The following is a 21,415-nucleotide window of genomic DNA, read 5'->3' as shown; positions in this document are numbered from 1 at the left end:
ATGGAATTCCTGACGGACATAGGACAGTTCACCGATTTCATGGCGTCCAGTCTGCGCCTCGCGGTTCCCATCGCATTCGCTGCGCTTGGTGGCGTGCTCGCCGAACGGAGCGGCGTCCTCAACATCGGGCTTGAGGGGATGATGCTTGCCGGCGCCTTTGGCGCCGCAATCGGCGCGTTTGCCACAGGATCGCCGATCATTGGCCTCGCGTGCGGAATTCTGATGGGCGCCGTAGGCGGACTTTTACTGGGGGTTCTTGCGGTTTCCTGGCGCATCAATCAACTGGTTGCCGGCATTGCCATCAATCTGCTCTTTGCCGGAATGACCTCGTTTCTGGCGCGGCAGCTCTTCGGCGAGGAGATGGGACGCGCCACCGTCGAAGGGTTCGGCAAGATCGCGATCCCTGGATTGTCCGCGATCCCGATCGTCGGCCCTGCGGTGTTCAATCAGGATCCGCTGACCTACCTTCTTTATGTTCTCGCGCCTGTTTCATCTTGGCTGCTCTTCAAGACGTCTTGGGGGCTCAGCCTGCGCGGAACCGGTGAAAATCCTCGCGCGGCGGATTCGTCGGGTGTGGCTGTGTTCCGGCTTCGCTACGCCGCCTTGATAGGCAGCGGCATGCTTGCGGCAATAGGCGGTGCGCAGCTGGTGCTTTCGCAAATCCACCTGTTCGCGGAAAACATGAGCGCTGGAAAAGGTTTCATTGCTCTCGCCGCCGTCATTCTCGGACGGTGGAATCCGGCGTTGGCGATCCTCGCGGCGCTGTTTTTTGGAATGTGCGACGCGGCCCAGTTGCGACTGCAATTCGTCAATCCGGAAATTCCCTACCAGGTGTTCTTGATCCTGCCGTATCTGGCGTCGATTGTCGCCCTTGTCGGGCTGGTCGGCGTGGTTCGTGCACCGGAAGCGCTTGGCGCCCCCTATGACCGGGAAGGCCGCTGAACGCCAACACATGCAACAATCTTATGCATGAGTTGAGAACAAATCAGTTTTGCCGCGCAGGGGCATTCTTACGATAACCGGGTGAGTGGAGCTCACCAATCACAGGTCCTGTGATTGGGCTGGTTTGCACACGGCAATATTGCCGGTGCTTGGGAGGATCAATGATGATCGCGCGTAAGGTTTTTATTTCGGGAGTGGCGGCAGCGACATTTGCCCTGTCCGGCACGTCTGGTGTTCTCGCAAAGGATGCCTACAAAGTAGCCATTGCCATGCCGGGCACCATCACCGACAACGGATGGAGCCAGGCCGCATATTCCGGCCTCAAAGCCGCGCAACAGGAACTGGGCTTGGAATTTGCTTATTCCGAACTCGTCGAGCAACCGGATCAGGTCGAGGTGCTCTCCGACTATGCGCGCCGCGGGTACGATCTCGTCATCGGCCACGGTGGAGAATATCAGGACGCCGTCCAACGCGTCGCCAAGCGCTTTCCCGATACGGCCTTCATGGTCAACAACGGCCTTGGTGTCGGCGGCAATGTGGCGAATGCCGACTTTTACTTCAGTCAGTTCGGCTACCTCATGGGCTATACGGCAGCCAAGATGTCCAAGGCCAACACAATCGGCATCATGATCGCCCAGGAGTTCAAGTTCACCAACGACTCGGTTCAGGGCTACAAGGACGGTGCCGAAGCAGCCGTTCCCGGCACCAAGGTGCTGGTGACGGTGACCGGCGACTGGAACGATGTCGCCAAAGGCAAGGAGGCGGCGCTCAATCAGCTCAGCCAGGGCGCCGACGTCGTGTGGCCCACAATGGATGGCGCGACGGTTGGCGCGCTTCAGGCGGTCCAGGAAAAGAAAGCGTATGCCGTCGGCCTGTACTATGACGCGATCGAAAAATGGCCCGATATCATGATCCAGTCGGCCATTCTCGACGTCAGCCAAAACATGCTCACCTATCTGCGCCTCTCGGTGAAGGGGGAACTCAAGGGCCAGCTGTATAAGGCGGATCTGAACAATGAAGCCGCCATGCGCATCGGGACCTTTCACGCGGATGTACCGGAAGACGTTCGTGCCGAGGTTCAAGGGCTCGTCGCCAAGATGAGATCGGGCGAACTCAAGCCGCAGCCGTACTGACCGGTTGGACTTGAAAAATCGCCGCCGCGGGGCTGTGCAAACAACCCTGCGGCGGCTTTCGTTTGAGCGTCACGCTGATGATTTCTATTCAGCCATTGGCTTAAATCAAATCGGGCATCCATTACGCATCAGCCTGATAGGTCTGCGGTAAATCGAAATCGGAGCAGATCACAATGGCCACTATTCTTCACATTGACGCGAGCGCACGGATCTCGCGTTCGCTTTCGCGGGACCTGTCTGCAAAGTTCATCGAGGCTTGGAAGGCGCGTAATCCTCGCGATATCGTCATCCGGCGCGATGTGGGCGCAAATCCGCCCCCGGCCACAACGGAACCGTGGATTGCCGCCGTCTTCACCGAACCAGAACTGCTTACCGAGGACCAACGCCAATTGGTCGCTCTTTCCGATACGCTGATTGCCGAACTTGAGCCCGCGGACATCATTGTGCTTGGCACGCCGATGTACAATTACGGCATGCCCACTGCCCTGAAGGGCTGGGTCGATCAGATCGTCCGCATCAACAAGACGTTCACCTTCGATCTTGGGCGAGGGGACTTTCCCTTGGAGCCGATGCTTTCGGGGAAGACCTTGGTGCTCCTGACCTCATGCGGGGAATTCGGTTTCGAGCCGGACGGCATTCGCAGCCACATGAACCATCTCGACACCCATCTTCGAGCGATCAAGCACTATCTCGGCGTGGACGCGATGCATCATGTCGGTATCGAATTTCAGGAGTTCGGCGGGGACCGACATGCCACCTCGATTGCGGCGGCACATGCCGCGATTCCGGCACTTGTCGATCGGCTGTCGATGCCGAGCGCCGTATATGCCGCGGCGTCCTGACCGTCCCGCTCAACCTCTCGAGACGAGGTGCCGCACCTCAACCGCCTGGGTCTTTTGAGCACTTAGCGCTGGGCGGAAGGTTGGCAGCAAGAAATCGAGCCGAACGGACGCCGCGGTGCAACCCAATGGTACCCTGCAAGAACTTTCAGCCGCGCTCGTTCAGGGCGATACCAATCCTTGCCGATTGGTCGAGCAGGCGTTGGCGCGCGCCGCATGCAGCCCAAATACCTTCATTTCGTTGCGAGCAAAGGAAGTTCTTGCAGAGGCGGAACAATCCAACGTCCGTTGGTGCGAGGGACGTCCCTTAAGTTCCCTTGATGGCGTCCCCATTGCCTGGAAAGACCTTTTCGACGTCCAAGGTATGATCACAACGGCCGGTTCTCCAGCGGTCGTTGCGAAGGCGGCAATCGCCGCGAGAGATGCCGTTGGCGTTCGGAACACCAGACGGCTGGGCCTTCTCGCTCTCGGCAAGACCAATCTGAGCGAGCTAGCCTATTCTGGCCTCGGTCTTAATCTCCACTTTGGAACCCCCGGTGACGGAATCCGTGTGCCGGGGGGCTCCTCATCTGGATCGGCAATCGCTGTGAAGGATGGCGTCGTTGCCGCGTCCATTGGCACCGATACGGCCGGCTCTATCCGGATTCCCGCCGCCTTCAATGGCCTCGTCGGCTTCAAGGCTTCGCCCTCGCGCTATGATATGAGCGGCGTTTTTCCTCTCGCCAGTTCATTCGACAGTGTTGGTCCGATTTGCCGGACAGTGGCAGATTGCGTGACTATGGATGCGGCGATGCGTGGCAAGAGGAAGCCAAACATTTCGCCGGCATCGTCGCCACGAAATTTGTGGTCGATATGGGTATCCTCGAGGATCCCGAATTGACTGACGGGGTGCGCAACAACTTCATCGGCTTCGTTGAAAGGCTGAGCGACGCCGGCGCCGGGGTCGAAAATCGACGTGTCGTCGCTGTCGAACGCAGCCGTAAGGTCTTTGACGATGCCGGTTGGCTTGGCGCGGCCGAAGCCTATGCACAGCACAAGAAATTGCTCGTTGGTGGCTCACGCGAATTGCTGGACCCTCGAATCGTCGCGCGGCTTGAGGCGGCAACATCCCTAGGCGCAGCTGAAATAGCGATCCTGCGAGACCTACCCGCTGAACTGATCGGAAACATCGCCCGCGAACTCGGCGGCGCGATCCTGCTGATGCCGACCGTCAAGCATGTCGCCCCGCGATTGTCGCACATGGAAGGGGACGCGGACTTGTTTGCCAAAGTCAATCTCGCAACCCTGTCACTCACGATGATAGGCAGCTTCCTCAATATGCCGGGCATCGCCGTGCCCACGGGCAGGAGCATCGGATTGGCGACGTCGGCGCTCTTGTCCGGCGCCGTCGATAGCGACGAAGGCGTGCTGTCAGCCGCCCTGTGGGTTGAAAAGTACATTTCGCCAATGCCTACTGATGACCTCCGCTTTCGCGTCGGATGAACACGTTTCAGTTGCGGTGTTTCGGCATCATCACTTTATTCACGTGACGGCATACCCTCCTGTGTTGCCGGCGCTCCGTTCCAATCACCTACGGGCCAGATCAAGGGTGTTCCATGAGCTTGCATTCTCCGCATTTTGAAGATCAGGGCAAACCGGACGGACAAAACAGCACTCTTGACAATCCAATTTCCGCCGACGGCGCTCCGGAGGTCGGCAAGGTCTACAATGTGCCTGCTCGCCAGGGACGAGCCGTACGATTAGCCAAAGGCCAGACTATTACAATCATCAATACGCACGGCACACAGGTGTGCGATTTCTGGGCATTCAACGCGTTTGATCTTCGCGAATATCTTTCGATGGAGCATCTGCATGGGTATCTCAGCCACATAACGCCAAAGGTGAATGATACCCTTGTCAGTAATCGGCGAAGACCATTCCTCACGTTCGAAGTTGATGATTCTCCTGGAGTTCACGACACCGTCATAGCCGCCTGCGATCTCTATCGCTATCGGCTCCTGGGTGTCACCGAATACCACGACAATTGCACCGACAACCTTCGCATGGCGATGCTTGCCATCGGCTTGCGCGCGAGCGAAATCCCGAGTCCGCTGAATCTGTGGATGAACACTCCCGTACGTGCCGATGGCAGTATCGCTTGGCTTCCAACCGTTTCGAAGGCGGGCGACCGGGTCGAGTTCCGTGCTAAAATGGATCTGGTCGTCGTGATGTCCGCGTGCCCGCAGGACATGGTTCCCATCAATGGCGAAAATAATATGCCCGTCGAACTGCACTTCCGGGTCGATCAGCCGAATAAGTGACCGTTCCGACGCGTTGAATGCAGGCGGCTGGAGCGCTTAGCGGAGACTGAGAGCTAGGATACCTGCGAGTTGAGTGCTTAAGTGCAGCTTGGTGGGCAAGAGTGGACCTTCGGACTGACTGGCCTGAACGTCAGCAGATGGCGCTCCTTGCTCCCTCCGTTCGAGGAAGCGTACGGCAGGAAACCCCCAACCTAGTCCTCCAACGGCTTCTTCCGCGTGCAGAGCGGTTAAAAGCACGGGTCGCCTCGATTGCGCCAATTGGAGACGCTTGGTGACGACGCGTCGAACGTCTTGAGCGGGGCCGGAAGCGGACTGACAGCTTCGGGACTTCCGGATGGCAATAGCTGACGTTCTGCTTGGGGCGCTTGAAGTCTCGACCTGACCCAATCCTGACCTTGCGGGCCCCATTTTCCTTCCAGAAACCGGACATTGAGCCCAACCAGCGCGAGTGACCCGTTGGCGACCGTCGTTCCTCGTGCCGCGGATGACCGCTTCGCGCCCCATGTCGGCGGTTTGAAGTCAGGCTTGCCACCGCCTTATAGCGGACATTACCGGCGACCATGCCGGTTCGTTCCCTGGAGGCTTCCGGACGCCGGCCCCAGCGCTCGGCACCTCTCACAGAAGCCGGCATCCGTAACCCTTCACAGAAGCCGAAGTTATGCGGCCGTCTCGAGAAGGTCCGCTTTGCTTCGCAAAGCAGGCGTTCGGCATCTCCACGATGTTCGGTGTGAAACGCGATGCGTCCCATCCATAACTACACCGACTACTGGCGCCCGTACTTCTTGAAAGTCGCGTTCCAGTCCGCGGCGAGGGCATCAAGCGTCTCCCTGGCCGTGCCTTGGTCGCCCGTCACGTACGGATAGACTCGCTGGTTAAACTGCTGCAGTAATTCGGCGTACTCCGGAACCGCCCAGAAGTCCTTCACCTTGAACATGGTCTCATAGAAGGCTCTGTTGTACGGCGTGGCGTTCTGAAACGCATCCGACTTCAGCACGGCCGCGCTGCAGGTGTAGCCCCCGAGCTCCGCCCACCTCTTCTGCGTTTCGTCCTTGATGAACCACTCGAGGAATTTGAGGGCTTCGTCTTGCTTTTGCGAATAGGAGATGATCGAGATGCCCTGCCCCCCGAGTGGGGCGAACTGATCGCCTCGCGGTCCGGCCGGGTTGGCGAAGAAGCCGGTGTTGTTGGCATTCGGATTGCTAGCCTCGTTGGTAAGCGATGGGAAGAACGCGAAATAGTTCATGCTCATCGCGGCCAGGCTTTCGGTGATCGCCAGATTCTCCTCTCCGAAATTGGCGTTGGCCCAGCCCGGAGGCGTGAATTTGTACAGCTCCCTATAGAATTCGAGCGCGGCCACGGCCCTGTCGGAATTGATAAAACCGTCGACCTGGTAGGTTGCATAGTCGCCAAGCTCGCCGCCATACGAGAAAAGCACGCTTTCGAAGCCGCCCACCAGCCCATCATATGAGTTGTCGGTGTAAATCGCGATGCCATATCTCTGGTCAGGCCGATAGAAGAACTCGGCAATGTCGCGCATCTCTTTGAAGGTCTTCGGCACGGCGAGGTCGTAGTTGTACTTCGCCTTGAAGTCGGCCATTTCCTTCGGGTCCTCGAACCAATCTTTGCGATACGCCCAGCCGATTGCGTCGCCCTCGAGCGGGATCGCCCAGTACCTGCCGCTGCCACCCGGATATTCGGCATAGAATTCCACGGTGGCCGGAGCCATCAGCTCCGCGACGTCGTGCTTTGTGTAAAAGTCGGTCAGCTCAACATAGTGGCCGCCGGTCGAGCCAGCGCCGAGCCACTGCGAGTCACCAACGACCATATCGTACGCATCGCCCCTGGCATAGAATTCGGCGAACGCTTTGGTCTGGAACCCCGGCCAGGCCGTTGTTTCGACGGTCACCTTGACGCCGGTCTGCCTCTCATATTCGTTGACGAGTTCTTGCAGATAATTTGCAGGATCCCATTCCGCCCAGAAGATCGTGAGCTCGGTTGCAGAAGCCGGTTTGCCGGCCAGCATTAGTGCTACGCCGACTAGCAGACCAATGCACATTTGCTTGAACATGGTGTTCCTCCCCGGGGGTCGTTGCCTCCCTATGGCGATGCCGTCGGATGATGTGAAAGCTTCTGCAGCACGGCTCTGGCCTCTGCCAGGTCGGGCATGCCAAAACCCTCGTTGAACGCCGCATAGGCGGGTGCGAGCAGGTCTCGCGCCTCGCTCTCGCGCCCGCGATCGGACCAAAGTCGGGCAAGCCGAAGCGCGGCCCTCAGTTCGGCCAGTCTCGCACCTTGCTCGCGGGCGGCGGCCAGCGACTGCCGGAACGAGCCTTCGATAGCATCGTCGCCCTGGTCCAGGCGCGATAGCAACTCTCCTTTGGCGCTCAACAGCTCGGGCAGCTGGTAGCTGGAGCCAGACTTGGCGAGCGTGTCCAACGCCTGCTCCAGAAGGGCAAGTCCTTCGCTTGCCTCGCCGCGCTCGCCGCAGGCGCGGGCGAGCGCGCAAAGGTAGTAAGCCATCCCCATGTCGGCACCGGTCGCGGCGATCGCCGCGATCCCCTCGCGCATCTGGCGAATGCCCTCGTCCAGCTGCCCCACACCAGCGAGCGCCCAGCCGAAGAACACGCGAGCCTGGCCAAGCAGCAGCGGCATGGCGAAGTCGGTGCACACGGCGATGGCCTTTTCCGCCCAGAGTCGCCCATCATGCGGCTCCCGCCGCATGAGGTGGACGACGCTGAGCGCCATCTGCGCCTGGGCCAGGCTAACAGGGTGCGAGTCGCGCTCGGCCAGGGCGACGGCTTCTCTTGACTGCTGAACCGCCCTATCCGGATTGCCGCAAACGCAGAGCATCTGTGCGGAGAACGACCGGCAGCAAACGCCTGGATCATGCCCGGTATAGCCCCAGGCAAGGTGGCGATGCTTCTCGTAGTCGTAGATGGCCATACCCTGGCTGGCGTGCACCTCGCTGGTCTTGTAGTTGCCGAGATAGAAGTTGACGCCCCAGAGCTGGTGGTGCGCTTCCAGCATGTAGCCGGAATCGCCGGAAGCATGCGCGAGCTCCATGCCGAGCGTGAGGCACTGGTTGGCGAGCGCATTTGCGGCGAGCAGGTGACCCGAAATGGTGCGGCAGGCGCTCTCGCCCCGGACCGCGGCGAACAGCTGTGTTTTATCGCCAAGCCTTTCGGCAAGTTCCCGTGCCTTCGAGAAAGAGTGCAGGACCTCGGGATCGCCCCAACCTCTGGCGGGGATGAGCGCCGAGCCCATTGCCGTCCAGAGTGACAGCTCCTGCCTGAGACGGGCCTCGGAAGCGGGCAAAGTCACAACGAGCTCGAGTCCTTTGCCGAAGTGCGCCGCGGCTTCGCGGTTGGCAGACTTTGTCATCGCCCGCTGCCCGGCTTTCAGCCACCATGACGCGGCCTCAGCCGCCAGTCCGGCCATCGTGTAGTGCTGCGCCACGGTCTCAGGTTCGGTCTCGGCGACGTCGGCAAACTCCGCTTCCAGCGCGGCGGCAATCTTCGCATGGATCTGCTGGCGCCGGCTTTTCAATAGGCTCTGGTAAGCCGTGTCGCAGACCAGCGCGTGCTTGAATGTGTAGGTCGCCTCCGGCGCCGCGCCGCTGCGGAACAGCAGCTCTGCCTGTTCCAGCTGGCTGAGCGCATCGTCGAGCCGGCCTCGGCCGGCGCCACTCACTGCGGCGAGCAGCCGGTGCTGGAAAACGCGGCCGATGCAGGCGGCGATCTGCGCCGTCTCCTTCACCGGAGACAGCCGGTCGAGCCTCGCCATCAGCGAGTCCTGCAGCGTCGACGGGATCGCGATCGCCGGCAGCGGCCCGATCGCCAGATAGCAATCGCCCGCCTCGACCAATAGGCCGGAATCGAGCACGGTCTTCGTCAGCTCCTCGACGAACAGCGGCACCCCCTCCGTGTTAGCAAGGATGCGGTCCGCGATGTCGCGCGGCAGCTTCTTGCCGCCCGCCACCCGCTCCATGATCGCCGTGCCATCGCTTGGTTCGAGCCGTCCCAGCTGCAGCGTGTCGACACACGACAGCGCCCTCCAGCGTGGCTCGAATTCCGGCCGCGCCGTGACCACCAGCAGGACCGGCAGGTCCGAGAGCCGCTCCACGAGCGTTTCTAGCCATTCGGCCGTCGTGGGGTCGATCCAATGGGCGTCCTCGACGAGTACGAGCACTGGAGCGTTCGTCGCCGGCGCCTCGACCAGCCGCGTCAAGGCAGCGAGCGTGCGCGCCCTGAGCGCCGGCGCCGGCAACTTCGGCGGCCGATAACGCCCGCTTGCATCGATCGAGAGCAGCGTTGCCAGCAATGGTAGGGCCTCGCCAGCCTCCGCGCCGATCTCGGCAAGCAGCGCCGTGAGCTTGTCGAACCGCGTGTCGGCGTTGTCGTCGCCCACGAAGCCCGCCGCCCTTTCCAAATGCGAGATCAGGGGATGGAGTGCGCTGTTGGTGTAGTGGGCCGAGCAGAAAAAGCGCAGTACCGAACGCGGCCCTGCGGCGACCTGCGCGGCAAGTGCGGCCAACAGGCGAGACTTGCCGATGCCAGCCTCGCCGGTGAGTAGGACAACCTGGCCTTGTCCCGATGTTGCGCGATGCCACCGTTCGAGCAGAAAGGCGAGCTCTTCCTGCCGGCCGACCAAAGGCGTCAGCACGGCGTGCCGGGCTTCGAAGCGGCTCTCGGCCGCCGTCTCGCCGACGATGCGCCAGCACCGCACTGGAGCGGTGAAGCCTTTGAGTTCGCGTTCACCAAGATCGGTCGCTGTGAACAGTCCGGCGACCAACCTTTGCGTAGCCTCCGCGACCACTATAGAATCCGGCTCGGCGATGGCTTGCAGCCGGGCTGCAAGATTGGGCGTGTCGCCGACCACGGCTTCCTCTTGCGCCGCGCCTTCGCCGACCAGGTCCCCGACGACCACCAGCCCGGTGGCGATGCCGACACGCGCGGCGAGCGGCACTCGGCCGGGGCCGGCCAGTCGGCCGGTCGCGGTCGCGGCCGCGAGACCCGCGCGCACGGCGCGCTCGGCGTCGTCCTCATGCGCCTGCGGCCAGCCGAAATAGGCGAGCACGCCGTCGCCCATGAGCTTGGCGACGCGTCCCTCGTAGCGCGCGATCTCGCGCGACACTGCCTGCTGGTAGCTGAGGATCACCTCGCGCATGTCCTCGGGATCGAGTCGCTGCGACAGCGCGGTCGAGCCGACGAGGTCGACGAACATGACGGTGAGCTGCCGCCGCTCTGCTCGTGGCGCTGCCACGTCGTCGGCGGTGGCGTCTTGTGCAAACTCCTCAAGAGTGGACAGGTTCGACCCTGGCTGAGCGGAGGAATTCTCCGCGAGCGCCGAAATGGCGCTGAGCAGCTTGCGCCGATGCCCCACGGACCTGATGCCCAAGGCCGTCAAGTCCTCGGTGGTGAGCTTAGGCAGCAGCTCGAAATCGATGTCATTGTCGCGGAAGGCCGGGGCGTATTCCCCCAGTCCGAGGCTTGCCAGCCATGCCGCGATATCCATGCCCTTCTCCCTAGGCGGTGGAAGTTTGGCCAGCATTATACCGCAAACAGGAGGCTAGGTCGTCCTTGCGGTTATGCCCATAGCAACGTCAGGTTCCGGTGAGAGAGGGCACGCGTTGAGGAAAGGCAAATGGCAGCTCCGGGTCACGTCAGGACGATGCCCACACCCAACCTGAAATGTCCGCTCTTGAAGATTCTCAGACCGAAGCTGCCGGTCTGTTTTCGGCCCCGCTCAAGACGTTCGACGCGTCGTCACCAAGCGTCTCCAATTGGCGCAATCGAGGCGACCCGTGCTTTTAACCGCTCTGCACGCGGAAGAAGCCGTTGGAGGACTAGGTTGGGGGTTTCCTGCCGTACGCTTCCTCGAACGGAGGGAGCAAGGAGCGCCAGAAGCCGTCATTCGAAGGGGCGAGGCTGAACGTCCGATGAGCACCCAACAAGCGGACATTTCGGCTAGGCGTTAAGTCTTCAGCTCCCGTTTCAGCTCGTTGAGGAAACGCCAATCCGTTCCGTTTGCTAGGATCTGCTGCGGGCTCGACTTGATCATGCCCGTCTCCTGCAGGCGCAACGCATAGAAGCGGACCGAATCCTCGGCATCGTATTCTCGCCACTTGTCGTGCGGGTTCTCTTTCAGCGTTGCCAGAGCGGAGTCATAGTTGGGCAGAAAGCCTCGATCGACCAGCGCCTGCGCCGCCAGTTCCGGGGTCGAGGCGCAGAAGTCGGCGGCCTTGAGGATGGCGCGCAATACACGCTTGGTCGCCACCGGGTACTTGGTCACATAGTCCGTGCTGCCGGCAACCATGCAGCAGAAGTATTGCGACCACGGGCGGTCGACGGCGATGTTGACGACCGTGTGGCCGGGAAAATTCTTCTGAGCGCGAAGCTTGTGCGATATCGACGTATCGGTGAGGAACGCATCGACTTTCCCATCGATAAAGTCTTGCATAGGATCTGCAGTTTCTACCCATCGGATATCGTGGACGGGATCGAGCCCGACATAGTTGGCCATGAGGCTCGCCAAGATTTGCGGGTGGCCACCCATATTCCATACTCCCACCCGCTTGCCCCGCATATCGGTAACGGCAGGGACGCTGTTGTTGGCGATCAGTTCGAAGCACCCAGTATGCACACCGGTCAGTACCTTGATCGGTACGCCGGCCTCGATAGACTTGATGTGCATCGACGGCATGTTCATATCGAAATCCGTGTCGCCGCGAGCAAGCCACTGAGAATTGTCGACGCTGGTGTCGCCTGTCAAATAGCGGACATCGGTGATACCGTCGGCACGCATCAGTTCTCCGGCCAGGAAGACGGCTGCCCAGCAGTAGGCTTCCCACTTTCCCAGACGGACGGTGGTCGTTTCTGGGGGCGGTTCCCCTGCTGCATTGGACGGGCGAATGTTGAATAGCGCCGCACTGCCGGCCGCCGACAGGCCAGCGAGGAAGGTGCGACGATCTTGGATGACTTGCATCGGAACGCTCCTTTTCCGGATTGGCGAAAAGATTCCGGCCAGGATCGAGCAAAAGCGATCCGAGCACAGACGGACAACCTCGGTGAGCGCGCACAGTGGTCTAAGGCTATGGAGCGCGCCCTTTTTAGGCGGAGTCTTGCGCTCTCTCGCTGCATGAGTGGTCCCGGCCAGCGATGAGTAATCATACTCCTAATCGGCGCTGCCAGCGAGGACAAACGTGTTCCGCTAGGCTAGAGGCGGGCACATGCCTACCAGCCGGAATCGGCAATCTAGGCGGCTCAAGGGCGGCTTTGAGCCGCATTCCGGCCGCCCGACGCAATCCCCGCAAAGACCGAATTGGGTCATGGGCGTAAGTTCAGCCGAGGGACAGCCAACTTCCGCTTGGGGTCGGTTTCGGACGATATGCGAAGGTCCGCTCCCGGAAAGCGTCGGGAATGTCTGGAATTGGCGCGAAGTCGCCGCTAGCGTAGGAACGAGGGATGTCCGCTTTTAAGGGACGGGGCGCGCCGGTGGAACGACCGGGATTGGGCGCAAAGCTGACAGGCCGTTTAGGGGACCGGAACCGGAATGTCGGGCTTCTAAAGCCGATGGCAGAAAGCGGATACGCTGTGGCGGCATTTGAGGGCACGTTCCTGCTCTTGATTATTGCCAGTTAACTGTGCGCGCAAATCGGGAAAATGGAAGGGCCGGAGGCAGGAGCACGGCCTCAGGCCGAGGCGCTAATCAAGCGGGTCGGCAATGATCGCGAAAAGCTCAATACGGCCTGCAGCGAAACTAAAGAAGTAGTCGCGCGTTGGACGCGGATAACGCTATTTCGTCTCTGGAGTATGGTTTAGGTCAGAGTGGTCAAGCCAACGTCGCGTAAGGCAATCAATGGGTCGAGCGCTAGTCAAGCGAAGTCGCCCGCTCGTGACGAGGTCACTTTAGCGCCGCCCGCTTTCCGGCCGGTCCAGCTCGCAACGCTCGTGGACACGGTCCCTGCCGGCGATCGTTGGATCCATGAGATGAAATATGACGGCTATCGTATTCTCGTTGCCGTCGGCGGTGGCGAGGCGCGAGCCTACACACGATCTGGTCTGGACTGGTCTAGCCGTTTTCCCTCGATCCTCTCCGAGGCTCGCAAGCTCAAGGTGCGCTCCGCCCTGATTGACGGCGAGGCCGTGGTTGTCGATGCGGAAGGAAGATCTAACTTCCAGGCGCTTCAGAATGCATTGAAGGGTGCCCCGGCGACTATCGACTTTTATGCGTTCGATCTGCTGCAGCTCGACGGCGAAGATCTGACAAGGCTTCCTCTTCTTGAGCGCAAGGCGAAGCTGGAGGCGATCTTGCCTGCGAAAAATCCGGTCCTTCGTTACTCCGACCATATCCTCGGCCGCGGAGAAGAGCTGCTCGATCGCTTCTGCGCAGCCGGCCTTGAGGGCGTCATCTCAAAGCTCGCGGATTCGAGTTATGTGGCGGCCCGCGGCGCAAGCTGGCTGAAGATCAAATGCATCAGGCGGCAGGAATTTGTGATTGTCGGCTGGACGCCGTCCGACAAGGTCCGCGCGTTTCGGTCCTTGATCCTTGGCGTTCATGACGGCGGCAAGCTGCGTTACGCCGGGAAAGTCGGCACCGGCTTCGATACCGCTGAACTTCTTCGTCTCTTGATGATCATGGCGCCGCTTGAGCAGAAGGCCGCGACCGTCGACGCACCACGCGCCGAAGTGCGCGGCGCACACTGGCTCCGCCCGAAACTGGTCGCTGAGATTGCCTTCACCGAAATGACAAATGAAGGGACGTTACGACATCCGAGCTATCTTGGTCTCCGCGAAGACAAGAAGCCGGAGGCGGTCGTGCTCGAGACGGAACGTCATGCAGCCGATCTCGCCGCGTCTGCGACAACCGGCATCGCGATAAGTAACCGTGACCGCGTCATCTATCCGGAGTCCAACATTACCAAGGGACAGCTCGCCGACCATTACGCAGCGGTCGCGGCGATCATGCTTCCTTGGGTTGGCAGCCGGCCGATCAGTCTGGTTCGATGCCCACAGGGCCGCGCGAAGAAGTGCTTCTTCCAAAAACACGACGCCGGCAGCTTTGGCGACAAAGTCCACCATGTCGGCATCACGGAGAAGGACGGGCACGAGGAACCATATCTCTATGTCGACGATGCCGACGGACTGATGACTTGCGTCCAGATGGGAACGATTGAGCTGCATGGATGGGGGGCTCGGATCGAGGATGTCGAAAAGGCCGACCGCCTCGTGTTCGACCTCGACCCCGATGAAGGCCTCGATTTTGAGGCCGTCCGCGCCGCTGCCTTTCAGTTCCGCGCTATCCTTAAATCGCTGGGGCTTAAGACTTTCCCGATGCTGACGGGAGGCAAAGGAGTGCACGTCATCGCGCCCCTCACCCCTGGCGCCGAGTGGCCAGAGGTGAAGGACTTCGCGTCTCGCCTGGCGCAGGCGGTCGCCCAGAGCGATCCGGCCCATTTCACGGCCGTGTTGTCAAAGGCGCGCCGCAAGGGTCGCATCTTTGTGGACTATCTACGCAATCAGCGCGGGGCGACCGCGATCATGCCCTACAGCGCAAGATCACGTCCGGGCGCCCCTGTCGCGGCACCGATTACGTGGGCAGAGATGAAGACAATAGATGCGCCCTCTCATTTCCACGTGGGCGATGCTCCTGAATTAAAGAAACGCGCAGCCTCCAAAGCTCTGGCGGGATGGGGTCGCGCTGACCAATCCTTGCCCAATCTGTAGCGTCCGACGCGGGAAGAGGCAGTAAAGCCGGGATTTAAAGGGCAACGCGGCGCTCATGGCCTTGCCTGATTGGAACCTGCGGAGATCGGCCTCGTTTGGCTGAAGCCATGGCAAAAATCGATCCGAGGACCGTCGCCAGTCTTTTGAGGGAATACGCGCAACGGGCGTCTATGCGCGACGACAATCCCTATCGCACAAAGGCATACTTGCGCGCGGCAGACAGTCTGACGGCGCTGTCGCAGCCGCTTGATCGGATCATCGCCACCGGCGCCCTCACCAAGATCCCGGGGATCGGTGACGCGATCGCAGACATCGTGACCAAGCTTTACCAAACCGGCACGCACCCAAGCCTTGAGAAGCTGCGCGAGGATGTTCCAGCGGGCGTGATGGAGCTGTTTGCCATACCCGGGCTTCGTCCCGATAAGATACTGAAGCTTCATCAGCTGCTCGGCGTAAATTCGCTGGCGGAGCTCGAGGCCGCAGCAAGAGAAGACCGCATACGCCCAGTCAAAGGTCTCGGCGCCGCGCTTCAGACAAAACTCCTGCAGAGCCTGGCCATCGTGCGAAGCGGCGAAACGCAACTTCACCTGCACAAGGCCGCCGCTCTTCTCGAACATGCGGTCATATCGGTGAAGCAAGAGCATCCAGAGTTTTCGCGCGTCGAAATTGCAGGTGACTTCCGGCGCGGTTGCGAGCTCGTTTCCGACTTCGCCCTGGTAGCGCAGGGCAGAAAGTCGACTGGAATCGAGGATACGACCCTCAGGCTTGTTGTCACGGACAGGAAGCACTTTGGCGCAAACCTGCTCGAAGCAACCGGTTCGGCAGACCACCTTGAGCAACTGAAGACGTTCGCGGCCGACAAGGGATTCACCCTAAACGCCGACGGGCTTCATCGCGGGAGAAAGCTGATCGCGTCAGCGACAGAAGAAGAAATCTACCAAGCTCTAGACTTGCAGTTTATCGAGCCTGAATTGCGCGAAGGCAGGGACGAGATTGAGCGAGCGGCAAAGCAGAAGCTACCCGCCCTCATTCGGGATGAAGATCTGCATGGCATCCTGCATTCTCACACGACCGCATCCGATGGCACCGAAACGCTTGAGGCAATGGCTGAAGCCACGCGCAAGCGCGGTTTCGAATACTATGGTGTCGCCGATCATTCGCAGTCCGCTCACTACGCAGGCGGCCTTTCGTTGCAGGAGATTGCTGAACAGCACCGCGAAGCTGACCGGCTGAACAAGGCATACAATGGAAAATTTCGCATACTGAAGGGCATCGAGGCCGACATCCTGGCGGATGGCTCGCTCGATTACCCGAATCATATCTTGGAACAGTTCGATTTCGTCGTCGCGAGCGTGCACAGCCTCTTCAAGTTGCCCAAGAAGGAACAGACGGAGCGTATCATTGAGGCGATCGGAAATCCTCGGACGACAATCCTCGGGCACATGACCGGTCGCCAGCTGTTGCGCCGGCCCGGTTATGATCTCGACGTCGACAAAGCCCTCAAAGCGTGTGCAAAACACGGCGTCGCTGTCGAAATCAACGCACATCCTTGGCGACTCGACCTCGACTGGCGCTGGCATCAAAAGGCACTCGATCAGGGCTGCATCTTCAGCATCAATCCGGACGCTCATTCGATCCGCGAGCTCGACCACATGCATTGGGGTGTCGAGATGGCGCGCAAGGGCGGTGTCCCTGCGAAGCGGGTCCTGAACGCGATGCGTTTGACGGCCCTCCTTGCGCATCTCGCACGGCGCAGGCAAACGTCCTAACCTGCTTGTGCGGCCGGCCTATCAGCGCAGGAGTCCGTCATCCTCAAAATCTTCCCAGCCGCGCAAACTGGAGTGCGAGTTCTCATCGGGGCCATAGCCAGCTGAAGCTGCAGTTCCGCGACCGCTTTTTTGAGCACGTTTCATAGCGGCCTTCCCCGCGGCTCGCCGCCTATTCTCTGCAGCTGTCGCTGCGTCCTGTTCGCGCCAGACCATAACCAGGTCGCGGTCAAGCACATCCTCCACGTGCTGCGGGTCGAACACGTGAAAGGTGATGTTCCTTGCCCGCCCGCGGAGTTTCACCGTTTTCGTCCCGGCGCTCTGCAAGCGACCATCTTTCAGCCAGCGGTGCCGTTCGGCCGTCGAGATCGTCAGAATGTCCTCGATTTCACGGGGGATTACGGGCAGGTCTTCGATATTCTGCAGTGCTTTGGATACGATCCCGAATACCACCTGCACATCATTCTCGGCGCCCTCAGACAGGCGCAGGGTAAGCACGCGGGACTCGATATGGAGCAGTTTCCTGAACTCCATTGGAAGGCGGGCGCGTATTTCGAGAAAAATACCCCTCGCTCTGACGGACGATCCAAGCGTTGCAGCCGGGGTTAAAGGCCACTCTCCAATCAGCTTCGCTGTTGCATTGATTTTTCGGCGCGTGGACATGCCCCTTTATATAGGTCACCGATTGTCGGCAGCGATGAGCCGATCGCAAAGCCAACATGAGTTCTAATCCACCAGCGGTCTGAACCACGGATGCCCTAAAGGCGCAACCACGATTGTTAGCGGCCGCTTGCAACTTCGGCTAACGGGAAGCGGCAGAGTTCATCTCAAAGTGCGTTGCCGCCTGGCGGCTTTTTGGGGGCCGACTGCGGACTGTCAGTTTTCGGCCATCGAGGTGCAGAAGCGGACGTACGCAGCGCTCAAAGGGTGGTCTGGATGTGACCCTAACCGGCCATTCCCGAGCCGAAATGTTGCTCGAAAGCTGACGTTCGGCGGAACCGGTATTCCTGACCCGTTCCGGAACTTCCTATCGATCCGCGGGAACGTCCGCAGCGGTGACGAGCAGTCATTCCATTCCAGCCGCCTGAGGGAGGCATTTGCGCCAAGTGCAGAAGTGAACAGGTTTGACATTCTCAACGGAGGGGGTGGAGGTTTCACCTCTGAAGGCCCATTACTTGGGAAGTACACCCGGTAAGGCATCGCCCACGCCCAGCAGATCGTCGCATTCGACCACCACATCGCCGACATTGATCCCAATCCAGCGAAGTCGACAACCTGTTCTTTTCGCTCAGCTCGATGTATGCTGCGGAAGGCTGGCGCGGGCGCGCAAGGATTTGGCAAGACGATGACTGGCAGTGAAGCAGCATCGGAGACGCCGTCGCTCTATGATCGGCTGGGCGGGGTCTACAGCATTGCCACGGTGGTCGAGGATTTAATCGACCGGATCATGGTCGACCCGAGGCTCAATGCCAATCCGCGGGTGGACGACGCGCATCACAAAGTGCCGCCGGCAGGGTTCAAGTATCTGGTGACCGAGATGCTGTGCTGGGCGGCCGGTGGGCCGCAGCGCTACTCAGGCCGCAGCATGGAGGAGTCGCACCGCGATATGGCGATCACTCCCGGCGAGTGGCAAGCGTTCATGGACGACGTGCAGACGACCCTTGATAAATTCTCAGTACCGGCGGCGGAGCAGGCCGAGGTCAAGGCTTTCATTGAGAGCACGCGTGCCGCGATTGTTGCGCCGTCGGCGTAACGAGTCGAGCCATTTTAGATGGCATCGCTCGCCCTCGCCCAGCGCGCAAAAAGACAGCACGGCTATCGCACCTTGACCGGGACCTAAACGGGCTCACTCGCCGCGGTTACTTGGGGCCTGCCGGGGCTGGTGAGATGGTGCTGGTTCAACGAAAGCGACTGGCGGACCTTCGTCGGCCATCTTTGCGCCGCGACAGCTTCAATGTTTCGGCCAGCGAGCGGACTGCAGTATCGACGTTCATCGACAGCACACAAGCCTAACTGGTGGAGTAATCTCTGCGAAAGAAGAGAGAGGCAAAAGGGAGGAGAAGAGCATGGCTATCATCGGCAAGGTTGAAAGCCTGTGGCGTTATCCAGTCAAGAGCATGCGCGGCGAAGAGCTGAGCGAGGCTTTCGTTGGCTTCGCCGGCGTTTATGGAGACCGGCTATTCGCCTTTAGGAGCGCCGGGAGACCCAGCGGGTTCCCCTATCTGACGGGACGTGAGCAGATGAAGATGGTACTCTACCGCCCCCGTTTCCGCCATCCAGACAAGGCCGCGAAGCCACCCAACTTGGCCGAGGCCGAGAGCATCGAGCCCGGGATGAGCCCAATCTTCGCCGATCCAGCGGACCTTGCCATCGACGTGGAAACGCCATCGGGTGAGGTTCTGTCGGTTGACGACCCAATGCTGATCCGGAAGTTGGGCGGGGGACTCGGCGACAAACACGCCCTGACCTTGATGCGCTCGGAACGGGCGATGACAGATTGTCGTCCGGTCTCGTTGTTCTCGGTCCAGACCGGGCGCCGGCTCGGCGAGGAGCTGGGGATCGATCTCGACAAGCGGCGCTTCAGGGCGAATGTTTTCATGGACCTCGCGTCTACAACCGGGTTCGCCGAAGACGGCCTCGTTGGTCGCATGCTGCGCATCGGTTCGAAGACGGTAGTCTCAATCCTCGAACGCGACCCACGTTGCGCAATGATCACACTCGATCCCGACACGGCGGAGCGCAATCCCGCAATTCTCGGCAAGGTCACCAAAGCCCACAACGGTAAGGCTGGAGTCTATGGCGCCGTCCTGATCGAAGGCATGGTGCGGATCGGAGATGACATCGAAGTGCTGGACTAGGTATGGATGCCGCATCTGGCGCTGCTTGCTCATTCCGGTAGCCGGCCGTACCCCGACCTTCCTCATCTCGTCAGGCGCAGCGTCAGGTGCTTCGCCGGTTTCCTCCAGTTGATTTGTGCGCGCTCCACTTCTCTCTTGAATTTGACAGCCCCTGTGCTCTCCATGAGGGGGTGGAGGATACTTGCACGAGCAGCAAGATGTCGGTCTGCGGTTTTGCCCAGCGCCTAGTGAAAATTTTCTGAAAGCTTACTTGTTAAACGTAAAACGCATATTATATCCAGTTTTCGCGTATCCGAGCGCATGCCGATACGACGTAAACTTCCCAGAAAAATCGTTTGTCGACCACGCTGAGTGTTCGGACCCTGATGTTGTTGGTCCGCGCAAGTTGCATGCCTCTTTGATCGCTTGATCAACCACGCTCATCTGAAGGAGAGAGCACTATGTTACGCAGACCAATCAGCATTTCGATCTTCGCCGGAACGGTAGCCGCGAGCCTGTGGGCTTTGGCTCCGGCCGCTTCAGGCGCATCGCTGGGGCCGACGGAAAGCCAAACCCAATATTTGCCGATCCAGAGCATCAGCTATGAATTCGGCTCGAAATTCATGAGCGGGTATTTCGTGCAGCAAGCCGCCACATGCTCCGTTGCTCTGATGATTACCGAGAAGAGTGATCCGGAAGCGGTGCTGCCGGTAACGGCGGCGCGTGTTCGTCTGGCGCTCAATCCAGGGCAGATCGCCGGCCTTGACAGCGTGGAAGGCCGTTCGCTCAACGTCACCTGCGGCAAGGACGCCGCGACATTGCTGGTCGATGTCGGCGAGAGGGACAAGCTCGTAGCCAACCAGGCGCTTGCGCTCCCGGACGAGATTGCCAAAGCGCGTTAGGGTCAAGTCCAGCCGGAGTGCCGCATTCGTCGCGCCAATCTGATGGCAACGATTGGCAGCCGGTGCCCCGTGCCTCGAAGTGCCGCATGAGCAGCAGACGATGCGTCCATTGCAGCAACTGGTCCTGTTGTCCGTCCCTGTCTGCTGCCTCGCCGCCAGTCCGGCCGTCTCGTCGCAAAACGAGGCGGCCGCAGGCAAGTTCTACAGGATCATCGACGGTAAGGTCGATGCGCGGACCTACAACAGCTTCCGACGCTATCATGCGGGCTGCAATCACTGCCACGGACCGGATGGCGTGGGTTCGACATTCGCGTCGTCCCTCGTCGACCGACTGCTCGATGTCGAAACGTTCAGGCGCGTTGTTCGCGAAGGCCAAAGCAACGGCGCTTCGGTCATGAAAGGGTTCGCCGACGATCCCAACTTCGCGCTTTATGTGGACGACATCTATGCCTACCTGCAGGCGCGCGCCGACGGCGCGCTCGGCCGTGGGCGGCACACCAGGCTGGAGCCGTAATATCGCTCCGCGCGAGGATAGTCATTTGCCCGGGGCCGGGCGAAATTCGGCTTTGGGTCCTGAGAGGCAACCTTTTTCGGCTGCGCCCGCGTAGGTCCGCCATGTCTACGAGGCAGTATGGGAGGATCGTAGGCAGATGGGTGGCCAGCATCGGCCTCGACCCGAAACGATACGGTACGCACTCAATGAGGCGGACAAAGGCGTCGCAGATCTACAAGAAGACGGGCAATATCCGCGCCGTCCAATTGCTTCTCGGTCACACGAAGCTGGAGAGCACCGTCCGCTACCTCGGCATCGAGGTCGATGACGCATTGGCGATCTCTGAACAGGTTGAACTCTGAAGTATTGTGGAGCGGCGCTTTCCTACAAGGGTCGCTCTGTGACCCTCTCCGGACCTTCGTGTCGATTCGTCGGAGGGGCTGCAATAAAGTGGATAGCGGACTTGCAGGCAGGTAAC

At 60.3% G+C, this 21,415-nt stretch carries 16 protein-coding genes and 1 pseudogene; 13 read left to right on the top strand and 4 right to left on the bottom strand.

The window, feature by feature from the left end; all coding sequences use genetic code 11:
• The 6 genes from AC0L3O_RS30815 to AC0L3O_RS30790 all read left to right on the top strand — a co-directional run bounded on the left by AC0L3O_RS30815 (window position 1) and on the right by AC0L3O_RS30790 (window position 5,214).
• Window positions 1-942, top strand: coding sequence for an ABC transporter permease (locus AC0L3O_RS30815; RefSeq protein WP_287236231.1), 942 nt, complete (start codon window positions 1-3; stop codon window positions 940-942).
• Window positions 943-1,052: 110 nt separating this feature from the next.
• Entirely contained in the window at window positions 1,053-2,075 is a 1,023-nt protein-coding gene (locus AC0L3O_RS30810) for a BMP family protein (protein WP_473617487.1), read from the top strand.
• A 173-nt stretch (window positions 2,076-2,248) separates the two neighbouring features.
• Window positions 2,249-2,917 carry an FMN-dependent NADH-azoreductase gene (locus tag AC0L3O_RS30805; RefSeq protein WP_419695461.1) on the top strand — a complete coding sequence of 223 codons (669 nt, stop codon included), beginning with the start codon at window positions 2,249-2,251 and terminating at the stop codon, window positions 2,915-2,917.
• Between the two features lie 115 nt (window positions 2,918-3,032).
• The gene (locus AC0L3O_RS30800; RefSeq protein WP_473617485.1) at window positions 3,033-3,794 is read left to right on the top strand and encodes an amidase family protein; all 762 of its coding nucleotides are present in this window, start codon (window positions 3,033-3,035) and stop codon (window positions 3,792-3,794) included.
• Complete coding sequence (locus AC0L3O_RS30795; RefSeq protein WP_473617484.1) at window positions 3,767-4,396, top strand: amidase; 630 nt, start codon at window positions 3,767-3,769, stop codon at window positions 4,394-4,396. Before AC0L3O_RS30800 ends, AC0L3O_RS30795 begins: the two co-directional genes overlap by 28 nt.
• Before the next feature lie 113 nt (window positions 4,397-4,509).
• Complete coding sequence (locus tag AC0L3O_RS30790; protein ID WP_473617483.1) at window positions 4,510-5,214, top strand: DUF1989 domain-containing protein; 705 nt, start codon at window positions 4,510-4,512, stop codon at window positions 5,212-5,214.
• A gap of 763 nt (window positions 5,215-5,977) precedes the next feature.
• On the opposite strand, the gene AC0L3O_RS30785 is transcribed toward AC0L3O_RS30790, so the two are convergent.
• From AC0L3O_RS30785 to AC0L3O_RS30775, 3 genes are all read right to left on the bottom strand, one after another.
• Entirely contained in the window at window positions 5,978-7,282 is a 1,305-nt protein-coding gene (locus AC0L3O_RS30785) for an ABC transporter substrate-binding protein (protein WP_287309329.1), read from the bottom strand.
• Between the two features lie 29 nt (window positions 7,283-7,311).
• The gene (locus AC0L3O_RS30780; RefSeq protein ID WP_473617481.1) at window positions 7,312-10,728 is read right to left on the bottom strand and encodes an AAA family ATPase; all 3,417 of its coding nucleotides are present in this window, start codon (window positions 10,726-10,728) and stop codon (window positions 7,312-7,314) included.
• Between the two features lie 459 nt (window positions 10,729-11,187).
• Window positions 11,188-12,198: an ABC transporter substrate-binding protein gene (locus tag AC0L3O_RS30775; RefSeq protein WP_473617480.1), complete on the bottom strand. Its 1,011-nt coding sequence runs from the start codon at window positions 12,196-12,198 to the stop codon at window positions 11,188-11,190.
• A gap of 842 nt (window positions 12,199-13,040) precedes the next feature.
• Here AC0L3O_RS30775 and ligD point away from each other — a divergent pair.
• Window positions 13,041-14,939 (top strand): DNA ligase D, encoded by a 1,899-nt coding sequence (gene ligD, locus AC0L3O_RS30770; protein WP_287120542.1) that lies wholly within the window; start codon window positions 13,041-13,043, stop codon window positions 14,937-14,939.
• A 107-nt stretch (window positions 14,940-15,046) separates the two neighbouring features.
• Window positions 15,047-16,708, top strand: coding sequence for a DNA polymerase/3'-5' exonuclease PolX (locus AC0L3O_RS30765; protein ID WP_128176643.1), 1,662 nt, complete (start codon window positions 15,047-15,049; stop codon window positions 16,706-16,708).
• A 21-nt stretch (window positions 16,709-16,729) separates the two neighbouring features.
• On the opposite strand, the gene AC0L3O_RS30760 is transcribed toward AC0L3O_RS30765, so the two are convergent.
• Complete coding sequence (locus AC0L3O_RS30760) at window positions 16,730-17,368, bottom strand: hypothetical protein (RefSeq protein ID WP_473617478.1); 639 nt, start codon at window positions 17,366-17,368, stop codon at window positions 16,730-16,732.
• Window positions 17,369-18,050: 682 nt separating this feature from the next.
• On the opposite strand from AC0L3O_RS30760, the gene AC0L3O_RS30755 reads away from it, so the two are divergent.
• The 5 genes and pseudogenes from AC0L3O_RS30755 to AC0L3O_RS30735 all read left to right on the top strand — a co-directional run.
• Window positions 18,051-18,458, top strand: coding sequence for a group I truncated hemoglobin (locus tag AC0L3O_RS30755; RefSeq protein WP_128176645.1), 408 nt, complete (start codon window positions 18,051-18,053; stop codon window positions 18,456-18,458).
• Window positions 18,459-18,771: 313 nt separating this feature from the next.
• The gene (locus tag AC0L3O_RS30750; RefSeq protein ID WP_128176615.1) at window positions 18,772-19,563 is read left to right on the top strand and encodes an MOSC domain-containing protein; all 792 of its coding nucleotides are present in this window, start codon (window positions 18,772-18,774) and stop codon (window positions 19,561-19,563) included.
• Window positions 19,564-20,003: 440 nt separating this feature from the next.
• On the top strand, window positions 20,004-20,444 hold the full coding sequence (locus AC0L3O_RS30745) for a hypothetical protein (protein ID WP_128185018.1): 441 nt from the start codon (window positions 20,004-20,006) through the stop codon (window positions 20,442-20,444).
• Window positions 20,445-20,496: 52 nt separating this feature from the next.
• Entirely contained in the window at window positions 20,497-20,958 is a 462-nt protein-coding gene (locus tag AC0L3O_RS30740; RefSeq protein WP_287052949.1) for a c-type cytochrome, read from the top strand.
• A 71-nt stretch (window positions 20,959-21,029) separates the two neighbouring features.
• Window positions 21,030-21,299: pseudogene (locus tag AC0L3O_RS30735) on the top strand (tyrosine-type recombinase/integrase); the annotation flags it as partial.
• Window positions 21,300-21,415: the final 116 nt, after the last annotated feature.

Source organism: Mesorhizobium sp. WSM4810, from assembly GCF_055811235.1.
This window is presented reverse-complemented; position numbering and strand designations above follow the sequence as displayed.